At 61.9% G+C, this 14,294-nt stretch carries 13 protein-coding genes; 2 read left to right on the top strand and 11 right to left on the bottom strand.

The features are described from left to right. Window positions 1-108: 108 nt before the first annotated feature. The 10 genes from C4J88_RS13795 to arnC all read right to left on the bottom strand — a co-directional run bounded on the left by C4J88_RS13795 (window position 109) and on the right by arnC (window position 10,763). Entirely contained in the window at window positions 109-816 is a 708-nt protein-coding gene (locus C4J88_RS13795) for an HPP family protein (protein WP_124407245.1), read from the bottom strand. Window positions 817-979: 163 nt separating this feature from the next. Then, a complete protein-coding gene (locus tag C4J88_RS13790; protein ID WP_124367101.1) occupies window positions 980-1,159 on the bottom strand; it encodes a hypothetical protein in 180 nt (59 codons plus the stop codon). A gap of 289 nt (window positions 1,160-1,448) precedes the next feature. Then, window positions 1,449-3,071: a glycosyltransferase family 39 protein gene (locus C4J88_RS13785; RefSeq protein ID WP_124407244.1), complete on the bottom strand. Its 1,623-nt coding sequence runs from the start codon at window positions 3,069-3,071 to the stop codon at window positions 1,449-1,451. A gap of 3 nt (window positions 3,072-3,074) precedes the next feature. After that, window positions 3,075-4,454: a UDP-glucose/GDP-mannose dehydrogenase family protein gene (locus C4J88_RS13780; RefSeq protein WP_124407243.1), complete on the bottom strand. Its 1,380-nt coding sequence runs from the start codon at window positions 4,452-4,454 to the stop codon at window positions 3,075-3,077. Next, window positions 4,451-4,864, bottom strand: coding sequence for a 4-amino-4-deoxy-L-arabinose-phosphoundecaprenol flippase subunit ArnF (gene arnF / locus C4J88_RS13775; protein WP_124407242.1), 414 nt, complete (start codon window positions 4,862-4,864; stop codon window positions 4,451-4,453). Before arnF ends, C4J88_RS13780 begins: the two co-directional genes overlap by 4 nt. Continuing rightward, window positions 4,861-5,208 (bottom strand): 4-amino-4-deoxy-L-arabinose-phosphoundecaprenol flippase subunit ArnE, encoded by a 348-nt coding sequence (gene arnE, locus C4J88_RS13770; RefSeq protein ID WP_124404218.1) that lies wholly within the window; start codon window positions 5,206-5,208, stop codon window positions 4,861-4,863. The genes arnF and arnE overlap by 4 nt, the downstream gene beginning before the upstream one ends. Continuing rightward, a complete protein-coding gene (arnT, locus tag C4J88_RS13765; protein ID WP_124407241.1) occupies window positions 5,205-6,860 on the bottom strand; it encodes a lipid IV(A) 4-amino-4-deoxy-L-arabinosyltransferase in 1,656 nt (551 codons plus the stop codon). The genes arnE and arnT overlap by 4 nt, the downstream gene beginning before the upstream one ends. Further along, the gene (gene arnD, locus C4J88_RS13760) at window positions 6,857-7,741 is read right to left on the bottom strand and encodes a 4-deoxy-4-formamido-L-arabinose-phosphoundecaprenol deformylase (RefSeq protein ID WP_124407240.1); all 885 of its coding nucleotides are present in this window, start codon (window positions 7,739-7,741) and stop codon (window positions 6,857-6,859) included. Before arnD ends, arnT begins: the two co-directional genes overlap by 4 nt. Then, on the bottom strand, window positions 7,741-9,732 hold the full coding sequence (arnA, locus tag C4J88_RS13755; RefSeq protein ID WP_124407239.1) for a bifunctional UDP-4-amino-4-deoxy-L-arabinose formyltransferase/UDP-glucuronic acid oxidase ArnA: 1,992 nt from the start codon (window positions 9,730-9,732) through the stop codon (window positions 7,741-7,743). The genes arnD and arnA overlap by 1 nt, the downstream gene beginning before the upstream one ends. Further along, window positions 9,729-10,763 carry an undecaprenyl-phosphate 4-deoxy-4-formamido-L-arabinose transferase gene (arnC, locus tag C4J88_RS13750; protein WP_124407238.1) on the bottom strand — a complete coding sequence of 345 codons (1,035 nt, stop codon included), beginning with the start codon at window positions 10,761-10,763 and terminating at the stop codon, window positions 9,729-9,731. The genes arnA and arnC overlap by 4 nt, the downstream gene beginning before the upstream one ends. 414 nt (window positions 10,764-11,177) lie before the next feature. On the opposite strand from arnC, the gene C4J88_RS13745 reads away from it, so the two are divergent. After that, the gene (locus tag C4J88_RS13745) at window positions 11,178-11,990 is read left to right on the top strand and encodes a M949_RS01915 family surface polysaccharide biosynthesis protein (protein WP_124407237.1); all 813 of its coding nucleotides are present in this window, start codon (window positions 11,178-11,180) and stop codon (window positions 11,988-11,990) included. Between the two features lie 108 nt (window positions 11,991-12,098). Beyond that, window positions 12,099-13,013 carry a tyrosine recombinase XerC gene (gene xerC / locus C4J88_RS13740; protein WP_124407236.1) on the top strand — a complete coding sequence of 305 codons (915 nt, stop codon included), beginning with the start codon at window positions 12,099-12,101 and terminating at the stop codon, window positions 13,011-13,013. A gap of 3 nt (window positions 13,014-13,016) precedes the next feature. On the opposite strand, the gene C4J88_RS13735 is transcribed toward xerC, so the two are convergent. Continuing rightward, window positions 13,017-14,213 (bottom strand): multidrug effflux MFS transporter, encoded by a 1,197-nt coding sequence (locus tag C4J88_RS13735; RefSeq protein ID WP_124407235.1) that lies wholly within the window; start codon window positions 14,211-14,213, stop codon window positions 13,017-13,019. Window positions 14,214-14,294 lie beyond the last annotated feature (81 nt).

The raw sequence follows: 14,294 nt of genomic DNA, 5'->3' as shown, positions 1-14,294 counted from the left end.
TCTTTATCAAGATGTTCGCGGGCGAACTATCGCGTGATCGTACCAGCGCAAATTTGCCGCCTACAACCCGGAATCCTGCAGGTCGTTGTTGCATTTATGCACACCGCGTCAAACCACACGACTGGCCAGGACTTCGCCGATACTGCGCCGTCGCGCATGGCCTTCGGCGGCATGAATCAATTGCTCCAGCTCCGTGGGCTCGACGTCGAAGAACTGCTCCATGTCGGCCAATGCCAACTTGAGGTCGGCGGCGGTGATGGCCGGGTCGGTCACCGGCGCGCTGCCGAGCATGACAGGTACCGGCTCGGCTTGCCTCTTGGGATAACGCGTGCGGGTGGCATTATTGTAGGCCAGCGCACATGCCAGCAGGGCAGCGGCGCCGAGCATGACCGGTGCCAGCTCGTGCCAGCCGAGGGCGATGGAGGCAGGGTCGGCCAGTACCAGCGTCATGGCCAGGCCACCGGCCGGGGGATGCAAACAGCGCAGCCAGCAGATCAGCACGACCGTCATGCCCGCCGCCAGGCAAGCGCTGCCCAGGGTGCGTCCCAACACTCGCGCCACGAGCAACGCCACCACGCCAGCACACAGATAGCTGCCCATGATCGACCAGGGTTGTGCCAGCGCCCCCGACGACACGGCAAACAGCAGCACCGCCGACGCCCCCAGCGGGCCGAGCAGGTGCAGGGCGACTTCCATGCCGAACACCTGGGCACACACCCAGACACTGAGCAGTGTGCCCAAGGCCATGCCGATAGCGGCGCGACTCCATTCGGAAGGACGGGTATTGATGGCAGCAGGTAACCAGCGAGCGAGCATTGAAGAGGGGTCCTGAAACTGAGGGCGAAAAAAAGGCCTGCCTGGTTTCCCGGAAAAGCCCTTGAAAGTTCCAACATTGGGGGAAGGAACCCAAACAGTGTGCCAACTGAGTTGCAGCGGCGCCAATGCATATTAATGAGGGTTGAATGCAAAAATTATGTATTTAAGGGGCTTCGTCAAAAAAGATCCGGCCAGCATCATGGGAGGCGGGCGTGCAAATCTTGCCCAGTACAAGGCTGTCGACTTCTTCGTTGAACAAGCGTTTTTGCAGGTTCGCCTGCAGGCCTGGTTCGTCGGCCAGCGGCCCCTTCAACGCTACCAGCGCGTCACGTAAGCCCCTCAACCGATCCAGTCTCGGCGCGGCTACAGATAACCGATCCTCTCGCACGGCATTGCCCTCCTTGTTGTTATGTCGTTATGCAGGTTCCCTGACCAGGGCTGTTACAGGCAGCCCTTGATACGGGTGGTAAATAGTTAATGCCCTTGCAAACGAGTCTACCGTTGGGCTCCGGAAGGCGAAGTTCAGCGGCCGTTACGCAAAGCACTGTAGGGGGTTTCTCGGTGATTATGATGAAAAACGCCCAGGGGGTTTATAAGCGGGCGTTTTTCTTACCTGACGGCTGCAAACACACTCAGAGAGGTGCTTTTTTCTCCAGGTGCAGCAACACATAGGGAGTCATATCGAACGCCCCGGTGAGCGTCGGCGTGAGCGCACGCAAGCGTGGGTCAGTCAGGCTGTTAAAGTCGGCCTGGCTCATCACCAGCCAGGCGGGCGCCTGAACAGGCTGGAGCTCGATGGGCAACTGGGTAAACAGCGGAACCTTGTCGCAATTGAAGTTGACCATGAACTTGATGGCTTTTGCGTCTTTGCCCAACGCATGCAAGACCAATGGCGCCGGTTGTTGCAGGATCTGCTCCTTGGCCGCCAAGGTGAACGTGCGGGTGTCGTAAAGGCTGCGCTCCAAGGGTTCGACCACCATGATGTAAGTCGTCCAGAGTGCCATGACTGCGGCGAATGCCGGACCGACCGGGCGCAGCCGAGCCTGGAACAGTGCCAGCAATGCCAATACCTGCAGCACCGCCAGTACGCCAAACATCAGCCCGAGATCGGCCAGCAGTTGCGGGTAACGCCGTCGCGCAACGGTCAGGCCCACCGCCAACAGCGCCGGCAGCAACGTCCACAGCACCAGCATCAAGCCGCGCAACCCGCTGAACAGCCGGCCTTGGGCGACCTGAAACGGATACGCGGCAATGATCGCCGCCATCGGCAGCATCGGCAGGATATAACGCGCCTTTTTTGCCTGGGGCACCGACAAGCCAAGCATCACCAAGACACCCGCCGCCGCGCAGTACAGCACCAGCGTCAACGCCGGGTCTGGCGCTCGGCGGCCGCCGCTCATCACGGCCAGCAGCACCAGCAGCGCCACCGGATAGGCCAGGGCGTAGTTGCCGAGGGAACTGGTGAAGTAATACAGCACGCCGCCAGAGCCTTCGCTGCCATCCATGCGCCCCAGAAACTGCATGCGAATCACCTCACGCATGAAGTCTTCGCCACCGCTGAGCTTGGCCAGCAGCAACAGCAGGCCGATGCACGCCGCCAGCAAGGCCAGCGCCAACAGCCCGAAGCTGAACAACTGACGCCATTGACGGTTGATCAGGTAATAGCTGCACAGCACCCCGGTAGGAATCACCAGGCCGATCGGCCCGCGAATCGCAAAACCCAGCATCAGCAGCGCAAACACCCAATGCAGGCGCTTGGCCGCAGCGAAATGCTCATGGGCATACCCCAGGTAGAACACCGCCAGGGTCACGGCCGCGAGCATCTGGTCCAGGGAGACGGCGCGGGTTTGGCTGATAAAGGTGCTGCTGAGCAGCAACATTGCAATGCTCAGCAGGCCCCAGCGCACGGAATACGGCGCGGTGAGCCGATAGACCAGCACCACGATGGACGCCGAAGCCACAGCGCTGGGCAGCCAGGCCGTGAAGCTGGTGACCTGGCCGATAGGCAGGGACAACAACCAGGTCAGCAGGGTCGAGGTGGCCAGGTAGTCAGCATACGGCTGGCCGTAAGTGGTGGGAAAGAAGCTTGGCCCATGGCGCAGCATCTCCTGGGCAAACACCACGAAGCGCGAGTCGAAGCCGATAATCGCCTGGTGCCAGCTGCCCGCGATGAACAGCAGCAGCGCCAACAGCCCCAAACCCAGTGACTGTCGGCGGAGCGTTGGCGTGAGCAGGGGCGGCTGAGCCTTGTGCACTGATCAGCCTGCCTTGGCCTGTGGCACCCAGTTTTGCTGGGGGATCGGCAACTCGCACGAGTCACCACGGCCAATCGGGAAGTATTTGAAACCTTTGCGCGTCAGGCGCTCGCCGTCGTACAGGTTGCGACCGTCGAAGATCACCGGGGTTTTCAGGCGCTGGTGGATCAGGTCGAAATCCGGCGCCTTGAATTGCTGCCACTCGGTGCAGACGATCAGCGCATCGGCGCCGCCCAGGGTGGACTCCGGCGTGCCCATCAGCATCAGTCGTGGGTCGTCGCCATAGATGCGCTGGGTCTCCTGCATGGCTTCGGGGTCGAACGCACGTACATTGGCGCCGGCGGCCCACAACGCTTCCATCAGCACGCGGCTCGGCGCGTCACGCATGTCGTCGGTGTTGGGCTTGAAGGCCAAGCCCCACAGGGCGAAGGTCTTGCCGCGCAGGTCGCCCTTGAAGAACGCGTTGATGCGCTCGAACAACTTGCTTTTCTGGCGCTGGTTGATCGCTTCCACGGCTTCCAGCAGGTCGCTGGAACAGTTGGCCTGCTTGGCGCTGTGGATCAGGGCGCGCATGTCCTTCGGGAAACAGGAGCCGCCGTAGCCGCAACCGGGATAGATGAAGTGGTAGCCGATGCGCGAGTCGGCGCCAATGCCCAGGCGCACGGCTTCGATGTCGGCGCCCAGGTGTTCGGCCAGCTCGGCGATCTGGTTGATAAAGCTGATCTTGGTGGCGAGCATGCAGTTGGCGGCGTACTTGGTCAGTTCGGCGCTGCGCACATCCATGAAGATGATGCGGTCATGGTTGCGGTTGAACGGCGCGTACAGGTCACGCATGATCTCCCGCACTTCTTCGCGCTCGCAGCCAATGATGATGCGATCAGGACGGCGGCAGTCGGCCACGGCCGAGCCTTCCTTGAGGAATTCCGGGTTGGAGACGATATCGAATTGCAGCTCACGGCCGGCGGCGCGCAGGTTTTTTTCGATATGCGCGCGCAGGGTGTCGCCTGTGCCGACGGGAACAGTGGACTTTTCTACCAGGATCACCGGCGCCACGCGATGGCGCGCCACCGCGTCACCCACCGACAACACGTATTTCAGGTCGGCCGAACCGTCCTCATCCGACGGCGTGCCCACCGCAATGAACAGCACCTCACCATGCTCGACGGCGAGTTTTTCATCGTAGGTGAAATGCAGGCGTCCGCTTTCCAGGTTTTCCTTGACCATGGCCGCCAGGCCCGGCTCGAAGATCGTCACATGCCCCTTCTGCAGCGACTCGACCTTGCTCCGGTCAACGTCCATGCAAATAACATCGTGACCGACTTCGGCTAATACGGTGGCCTGTACCAAACCGACATAACCACTACCAAATACACTGATTTTCATGGGGTATTCCTGGGACTTGAGGTGCTAGCACGACGAGAGTTGATAACCAGTACGCCGAGGATGACCAAGGCCACCCCCAGGGTTTTTGCAAGCGAAAAGTGTTCGTTGAATACCGGCAGGCAGGCGGCCAGCAGGTACACCAGCGCGTAGCTGATGCTCAGCAGCGAGTAAGCGCGCCCGAGGGGCAAGTGCTTCAGCGCGCCGAGCCAGCAGAGCATCGACAGTGCATAGGCGCTGATCGCGAGGACCACCACGCCCAGGGCGTTCAGGTCGAGGCTGGCGCTGCTCATGGCGCTCAGCCACGCATCCGGCAACGGCAGGCGCGTCATGCTCCAGCGCATGCCCAATTGGGCCGCGCTGACCAGGCCGACACTGCCCAGGGCCAGGGCGAAACCGCGCATCCGGCTCATACCTGGCGCCCCAGCAGCACAACGCCTGCAATGATCAGCACCACGCCCAGCCAGTGGCGGCCATCGATGTGTTCAGCGAACACAAAGCGCGCCATCAGCGTGACCACTACAAAATTCAGGCTGAGCATGGGGTAGGCGATGCCCACTTCCAGGCGCTGCAACACCAGCAGCCACACCAGCAAACCCAGGCCCAGGCACACCAGCGCCGACCACAACCAGGGTGAGCGCAGCTTCAGCGCCCAACCGTCGGGCAATTCGCGCCAGCTTTCCACGGCAAATTTCTGCGAGACCTGGCCCGCGCACGTAAGCAGGCAGGCGCTGAGTAACAGAAGCAGGGTGATCATTGCGCGACCTGCGGGAAAATCAGAATCACAATGTTGCCCTGCGCATAGCGCTTGCCGTCCGCAGGCAGTAGGGCGAGTTCTTCCTTTTCGCCCTGGCTGTTGACGCGCATCACCACGCCGACGGCGCCGCTGCGGCGGGTTTCGGCCATCCAGGCCTGGATTCGATTGCGGTCGACCAGGCGTTGGGCGGTGTCCGCATAAGCCAGGCCGTATTTCACCTCGCCAGAGGTGTTGTAGAGCGTGATATCGGGCCGTTTCAGGCGCCACGACAGCGCAGCGGAGGCGCCCAGGTCGTTGCTCAACAGCGCAATGGAGGGCTTGAGTTCTTCGGCATGATCGATGATGAACTGGTCCGGGGTCTTGTTATAAACCACCGAATGGGGCAGCGCGGCGGGCACCAGGGCAACCAGCAAGGCACTGCCGATCAGCGGCGCGGCCCACAGTGTCAACGGGCGTGCCGCCTGAAACAGGTTGGCCAGGATCCAGCCGAACAGACAGGTAAACAGCAGCACCAGGCTGAGGGTTTCTCCACCGGGTTCGTACACCGGTTTCTTCCACTGGAACCAGATGATTGCCAACAGGGCGAGCACGCCGATGACCAGGTTCAGCCAACCGTTGATGCGCAATACGCGGCCACGGCCTTGAGCGAGCTTGTCACTCAAGGTCGAACCCATCAGCAAGGCCAGGGGCAGCAGGCACGGCATGATGTAGGCGGGCAGTTTGCCTTTGGCCAGGCTGAAAAAGGCCAGGGGCATCAGCAGCCACAGCAACAGGAACGCGGTGTTCGGCAGGCGCCGGTCCAGCCACGCCTGTTTGAGACTGGACGGCAACAGCGCAACCCAGGGCAGCGTGAACGCCACCAGCAACGGCAGGTAATACCAGAACGGCTCGGCGTGCTGCGCGTCTTCACCGGCAAAGCGCTGGATATGCTCATGCCAGAAGAAGAAGTGCCAGTAATCCGGCTCTTGCAGGTGCACGGCCAGGGCCCATGGCAAGCTGACCAGGATCGCCGCAGCCACCGCCACCGGGCCGTACTTGAACAGTTCCATCGAGCGTTTCTGCCAGAGGGCATAGGGCAGGGCGATCAACACCGGCAGCAACCACGCCAGAAAGCCTTTGGTCATGAAGCCCATGCCACAGGCCAGGCCGAGCACGGCCCAGGACCACAACCTGGCGCGCTGCGTGCGGCTGTCGAAGCAGAACCACAAGGCAACGCCTGTGAGGTTGACCCAGAAGGTGAACTGCGGGTCCAGATTGGCGTAGCCACCGAGCATCGCCACGCTGACGAAACTCATGTACAGCACGCTGCTGATCAGGCTTTTCTGCGGGTCGTTCCACAACCGGCGCGACATCAGGTAAACCAGCAGGATGCTCAAGCCGGTGCTCAAGGCCGACGCAAAGCGCACGCCGAACAGGTTCTGGCCGAAGATCGCCTGGCCCAGCGCGATCATCCAGTAGCCCGCCGCCGGTTTCTCGAAGTAGCGAATGCCCATGAAGTGCGGCGCGGCCCACTTGCCGGTCAGCAGCATTTCCTGGCTGATCTGCGCATAGCGGGTTTCATCCGGAATCCACAGGCCGTGGGTGGCCAGCGGTACCAGGTAAAACACGCCAAACGCCAACAGGAGCAAGGGCAATGCCCAGCGGCGGATCATGCCTGCTGCACTCCGAGCCAACCCTCGCGGCCGCTCAATGCGCCGCGCACCAGCTGTTGCTGGGGCAGGGTGGTCACATCCGCGGGCAATAACGCGCTCAAGGGTTGGAAATCAATGCCGCGCTGCCCTGCCTGGGCGAGCAACTGGCGAAAATCCTGGGCCATCAGAATCCCTTCTACTTCTGCGTGAATGGTGTAGACGTTCAGCTTCGACGTGTTGAACCGGTCAAGGATGAAGGTGTTGAAGTCCTTGGCAGCCACTACCGGCCCGACGACTTCGTCGAAGGTCGGCAGGTCTACCGGAATTTGTGGGATGCCCGCGCTGCCATCGGCCAGGGTCGGTCGAAACAGGCTGGTGCCCCGGCAATCACTGTTGTAGCGAAAGTTGAAGGCTTGTTTGGCTTGCACCACGCGCTCGTCGGCGCGCCAACCGGCGGCCGCTGAACAGTCGATCCGCTCACCCAGGATGTCGCTCAAGGTATCCACGCCGCGTCGGATCTGCTCGACCAGTTGTGCGTCGCTCCAACGCCCGGTATTGGCCTGCCAGCCGTGGTGGTCCCACGCGTGCAGCCCAACTTCATGCCCGGCGGCCTTGGCCTGGCGCATCAAGTGCCCCAGGTCACGGCCAATCGGCTTGCCCGGCCAGGCGGTGCCGGCCAGCAGGATGTCCCAGCCATACAGGCCGGCGGCATTGGAACGCAGCATTTTCCACAGGAACTGCGGGCGGATCAGGCGCCACAAGTGGCGCCCCATGTTGTCCGGCCCGACGCTGAAAAAGAACGTCGCTTTAATCCCGGCTTCGTCCAGGGACTCGAGCAGCCGTGGCACGCCTTCACGGGTGCCTCGGTAGGTGTCGACGTCGATGCGCAGGCCTGCCTTCATTACTTTTTGTCCGCTATTTCAAGCATTGCTTCACGCAGGAAGAAGTCCAGCGTGTTGCCGATGGTTTCGCTCATCGCCACGGTCGGCTCCCAGTTCAGCAGGCGCTTGGCGTTCTCGATGCTCGGCTTGCGGTGTGCCACGTCCTGGTAACCGGTGCCGTAGAACGCCTTGCTTTCTACGTCGCGAAAACCGGCGAACGGCGGGAAGTTGCCGCGCAGCGGGTGCGCTTCGAACTGACGCAGCAGCTCTTCGCCCAACTGACGGATGCTGGCTTCGTTTTCCGGGTTGCCGATGTTGATGATCTGGCCGTCGCAGACGCCCTTTTCGTTATCGATGATGCGCGCCAGGGCCTCGATGCCGTCGGCAATGTCGGTGAAGCAACGCTTCTGCTCGCCACCGTCGAACAGGCGGATCGGCGTACCTTCCACCAGGTTCAGGATCAGCTGGGTGATGGCGCGGGAACTGCCGATACGCGCTGAATCCAGGCGGTCCAGGCGCGGGCCCATCCAGTTGAACGGACGGAACAGGGTGAACTTGAGGCCCTTGTCGCCGTAGGCCCAGATCACGCGGTCGAGCAGTTGCTTGGAGACCGAGTAGATCCAGCGTTGCTTGTTGACCGGGCCCACCACCAGGTTGGAGGTGTCTTCGTCGAAGTACTGGTCCTGGCACATGCCATAGACTTCGGACGTGGAGGGGAAGATCACGCGCTTGTTGTACTTGACGCAGTAGCGCACCAGCTTGAGGTTTTCTTCGAAGTCCAGCTCGAACACGCGCAGCGGGTTGCGGGTGTATTCGATCGGCGTGGCGATGGCCACCAGCGGCAGCACCACATCGCATTTCTTGATGTGGTATTCGATCCACTCGGTGTGAATGCTGATATCGCCTTCCACATAGTGGAAATTGGGGTGGCTGCGCAGGCGCTCGATGGCGTCGGAGCCGATGTCCAGGCCGTAGACTTCGTAACGGTCGTCACGCAACAGGCGCTCGGACAGGTGGTTACCGATAAAGCCGTTCACCCCCAGGATCAGCACGCGGGTGCGGCGTGGCTTGCGGCCCGACTCGGCGCCGCGCAGCACGGAGCCGTCCACCAAGCCCAGTTCATCGGCCAGGGACGGGCCGGCCAGGTACAGGCCGTTGTCGTTGCGCTGGCCGAACTTGATCACCAGCGAGTCTTCACCACAGGCGATGCGCAGCGGATTGACGCTGATCACGCGGCCCGGCGCCAGGCCTTCGTTGCCTTTGGCCACGTCGGCCTGCCAAACGATGAGCTTGTGCTCGCCCACGGCGCAAAAGGCGCCAGGGTAAGGCTGAGTCACGGCGCGCACCAGGTTGAACAATTGTTCGGCGGGCTTTTTCCAGTCGATCTTGCCATCGGCGGCAGTACGGCGGCCGAAGCAGGTCGCCTGGCTTTCGTCCTGGGCAGTTTCAGCCAGTTTGCCCTGGGCCAGTTGCGGCAGGGCGTCGCGCAGCAGGTGGCTGGCGGCCTCTCGCAGCTTGGCGTGCAGGCTCAAACCGGTGTCGCTGCGCTCGATGCTGACTTTGTGTTGGGCCAGGATCGCGCCGGCATCGGCACGCTTGACCATGCGGTGCAGGGTCACGCCGGTTTCGGTTTCACCGTTGACCAGCACCCAGTTGGCTGGCGCGCGGCCACGGTATTTGGGCAGCAGCGAACCATGCAGGTTGAACGCGCCTTGGCGGGCGAGGGCCAGCAGCGGTTCGCTGAGCAGGTTGCGGTAGTAGAACGAGAAGATGAAATCCGGGTTCAGCTTGGCGATGCGCTCGACCCACAGCGGATGGTTGGCGTCCTCCGGGGCGTGCACCGGGATACCGTTGCGGGCGCACAGCTGGGCGACGGAGCCGTAGAAGTTGTTTTCCTTGGGGTCGTCGGCATGGGTGAACACGGCGGCAATGTCGTAGCCCGCAGCGAGCAGGGCTTCGATACCCGCACAGCCAATATCGTGGTAGGCGAATACAACGGCTTTTGAACTCATGACTGAACCTGATCGGAAGAAGAAGTAGAAGTATGGGAAGACACCAGGCCATCGACGACGACCACGGGAGCCGGTGCTGCCGGTTGGTTGCGCAGCACTTTTTCAATGAAGAAACGCGGGCGGGCGCGCACATCGCTGTACATACGGCCCAGGTATTCACCCAGCAGGCCCATGCCGATGAACTGGCCACCGGTGAACACGAACAGCACCGCAAACAGCACGAACAGGCCGTCGCCCGCCCAAGTGGCGCCGAAGGCCAGGCGCATGACGATCAGCGCGAAGGCAAACAGCACGCCCAGCGCCGCCAGGCTGAACCCGACGATGGACAGCAGGCGCAACGGCGTGGTGGTCATGCAGGTGAGCAGGTCGAACATCAGGCTGATCAGGCGCATGGCGCTGTATTTGGACTCGCCGTGTTCACGCTCGGCGTGGTGCACCAGGATCTCCGTGGTGTGACGGGCGAAACCGTTGGCCAGGATCGGGATAAAGGTGCTGCGCTCGCGGCAGGCCAGCATCGCGTCGACGATGGTGCGACGGTAGGCGCGCAGCATGCAGCCGTAATCGGTCATGGCCACGCCGGTGGAGCGCTGCACGGCGAGGTTGATCAGGCGCGAAGGCCAGCGGCGGAAGGCCGAATCCTGGCGATTGTTGCGCACCGTGGCGACCACGTCGTAGCCCAAGGCGGCTTGTTCCACCAGGCGCGGGATTTCTTCCGGCGGGTTTTGCAGGTCGGCGTCGAGGGTAATCACCACTTCGCCGCGGCACTGTTCGAAACCCGCCATGATCGCGGCGTGCTGGCCATAGTTACGGTTGAGAATCACCGCCACTACCTTGCTGCCATCTTCGGCGGCGGCGTCTTCAAGCAATTGCGCCGAATTGTCGCGGCTACCGTCATCCACCAGGATTATTTCGTAGTCGTAGGCCAGTTGTTGGCAAGCGGCGGTGGTGCGGCGCAGCAACTCAGGCAGGCTCTCTTGTTCGTTATAAACCGGGATAACGATCGATACGCACTGAATAGGGTAGGGTTTCAAAGATTCATGACCTCGGGCTGAAGCAAACTTGGAGCGCGAAAACTGCAGCGTTTGTTGGGCAAAACTACAGCCCGCAGATGACAAAGCCGCGCTAAAGATAAAGTGTAATCAATAGGTTAGTCGATAAACCCCGGATTGCTCTGAAGTGATGCCTATAAGGTTAAGCGCAAAAATGTTCAACGAATATGAAAGGCGGATGAAAAACTCGTTTATTTGACAGGTAGACAGCCAGTGTTCAGCAATGTGGCCAAGGTGTTAAAGCCTGTGAATGTTCAGCCGAATAGGAGCGGGCTGGCACCTATCTGGTTCACATGATCAGCCCATGTAGTTGCTCCACTGCCTCTATTCAACAATCTTCTCTGCATTGCCCTTCAAGTGCCGGTAAAGTAAGCCATCTCTTGCCAGGGTACTCGGATGAATAGCGTGCAGCTTTTACGCGGCCAGTTGCGGCCGGTGTTGATCGGATTGTTGGTGTGCGTTGCCTGGGTCACGACCGTGCGGGCCGATGAGGGCGTGACCCTGGCCAGCGTTGACCAGGTACCGGAGGGCGTCGAAGTACGCGGCAAGCAGGTCGCTGCCTATACCTGGGACGACCGCCAGGGCAAGAACCTGCTGGTGCTGGCCGAACAGGTCAGCGAGCGGGACGACGACGGCACCCAGTCGGCCTTCGTCTATGCGGCCCAGTACCTGCTGGCCGGCGAGCATCCCAAGCGCGTGTGGATGCTTTACGACGATGTGCGCCAGTGCGAATTCGACGCCGGGCTGCACTTTGACACGGCAGCCACCCGAGTCACCGACCTTTTGGGTGACGGCACGACCCAGGCGACTGTGGGCTACTCGCGCACCTGCACCAGCGACGTGAGCCCCAATGAATTCAAGCTGATCATGCACGCCGGCAAGTCCGAGAAGTATCGCCTGCGCGGCGTCGACCGTTACGGCGCAGCCTGGTGGGACGAGGACGCCGGCGCCCTGCGCGGCATGCCGTTGCCGACCGATTGCAGCGTTGCCGCACAGCAGGCGCTGGTCAGCCAGTACAAAGAGCAGGGCACCGAGCTACCGCTGCCGGGCTGCTATGGCGACGAGAAGGATTTTGCCAAGGCGCCGGACAGCTACCTGGCGTTCATGCGTCAGCACTGGTTTGCGCTGATGAAAAAACAGGATGCCGACTGGAGCCAGTCCCAGACCCAACCCCAGCAGCCCACGCAAGAGGATGACGTGGCGCCGTGATTTGATGGCAGTGCCAAGACTGCGCTAGACTCGGCCCTCGCCAATTCAATAAATATCGCGATTAATCAATAGATTGCTCGTGATATTTAATCCAAAGGCTGATCTACCTTGACTGAGTCCATCCGCAACCCGCTGACCCTCTACCTCACCCGCCTGGCGCTCTCCAGCCAGCTGACCATGCGCTACGTGCTGCAGGACGCCGCCGACCGCCTGGGCTTTGAAGACGTCAACCTTGAAGACATCGACTGGCACCTGCTGCAGCCCGAACAGGTGATCGGCCTGGTCGCTGCGTTGCGCGAAGACGGCTATGCGCCGAACACCTCGTCGCTGTATGTGAATGCCGTGCGCGGGGTGATGAACGAAGCATGGCGGATGAGCCTGATCAGCCAGGAACACTTGTTGAAAATGCGTTCGGTCAAGGCCGCGTCCGGTACGCGCCTGGGGCAGGGGCGTAACCTGCGCCGCACATTGATCCGCGAAATGATGGAGGTCTGCGCCGCCGACCCGCGCCCGCAAGGCCTGCGCGATGCCGCGGTTATCGGCATCCTGTACGGCTCGGGCATGCGCAAGTCGGAGTCGGTCAACCTTGACCTGGCGCAGATCGATTTTGAGCAGCGCAGCTTGCGCGTGATCGGCAAGGGCAATAAAGAGCTGATCAAATACGCGCCGGACTGGGCCTTCGCCAAGCTGCAGGCCTGGCTGGAGTTTCGTCGCGGGCAACTCAAGGAAGGCGAACAGGACGACCCGTTCCTGTTCAACCGTATCCGTCGCGGCAGCCATATCACCCGGGAACGCATCACCAAACACGCGATTTACTACATCGCTCGCCAGCGCGGGGACCAGGTGGGCGTGAAGATCATGCCCCATGATTTTCGCCGCTCGTTCATTACCCGGGTGATCGAGGAGCATGACCTGTCGATCGCGCAGAAGCTGGCCCATCACACCAATATCCAGACCACCGCCAGCTATGACGTGCGTGACGACAATGAGCGGCGGCGGGCGGTGGATCGCTTCGATTTGTAAGGTTCAAGCATTCGCCAGGTGCGGCGGCAAGCGGCGCAGCGTCCATATCACCGTGAGCAGGGCGGCGGCCGCGCACAGCGCGATGCCCACCAGCATTGGCGCGGGCGTATGGTCGGCGAACAGCCCCACCAGCGTCATCGACACAGCGGCGGTGACCATCTGAATCGCGCCCAGCAACGCCGACGCCGACCCTGCCACCGCACCGTGATCCTCCAGCGACAACACCCCGGCGGCCGGCAACAACAGGCCGAGAAAGCCGAAGCCGACAAACAGCAGGGTCATCATCAACGCCAGGTTATCGCCCCACAGCGTGGTGGCCGCCAGCAGCGCCATCACGGCCGCCACGGCAATTACCGACCAGCGAATCAGCGGTGCCAGGCCAAAGCGCGCGCTCAGGCGGGCTGTCAGCTGGCTCATGGCGAAAAACGAGGCGGCGTTGACGGCAAAGCACAGGCTGAACTGGGTTGGCGTCAAGCCGAAATACTGGATATACACAAATGGCGCACTGCCGATAAACACGAAGAACGTGGCCAGGCCAAAGCCACTGACCACCGCCAGGCCGATAAACACCGGATCGCGCAGCAGCGCCCCGTAACTGCGGATCGCACCGCCCAGGGTTTTGCCCAGGCGCCGCTCGGCCGGGTGGGTTTCGGGCAGTTGTACAACGGTCATCACCAGGCACAGCACGGCCACCACCGCCAGCACGGCGAACACCTCGCGCCAGCTCCAGAGTGAAATCACCACACTGCCGGCCAGGGGCGCGAGGATCGGCGACACACTCATCACCAGCATCAGCAGCGCCATCAAGCGCGCGGCTTGATGGCCGGTATAGAGGTCGCGCACGATCGCCCGCGGGATGACCATGCCGGCGCACGCGCCAAACGCTTGCAGGGCGCGAAACCCGATCAGCACTTCAATGGTTCGCGCCAACGCGCAACCGACGCTGGCCACGGCGAAAATCACCAGGCCGGCGTAGATCGGCGGCTTGCGTCCATACACATCGCTGAGCGGCCCGTAGAACAGCTGGCACACGCCGATGATCATGAAAAATACCGTGAGGCTCATCTGCACGGCGGCGGGCGACGCCTGCAGGCTGGCGCCCAGGGTGGGCAGGGCGGGGAGGTAGCTGTCGATGGCGAACGGGCCGATGGCGGTGATCAACCCCAGCAGCAAGGCGAGGTGGGCAATACGTTGAGGCATGGGTGTCCCGGGCAAGCAAAAGACGCCCAGCTTAAGGTATCCGCGCAGATCCGCAAACTTGAGCTTCACTAACAGCCAGTG

It is taken from the genome of Pseudomonas sp. R4-39-08 (assembly GCF_003852275.1).
Lineage (GTDB): Bacteria > Pseudomonadota > Gammaproteobacteria > Pseudomonadales > Pseudomonadaceae > Aquipseudomonas.
The sequence above is the reverse complement of the archived record's forward strand: the minus strand, read 5'-3'. Positions and strand labels throughout refer to the sequence as shown.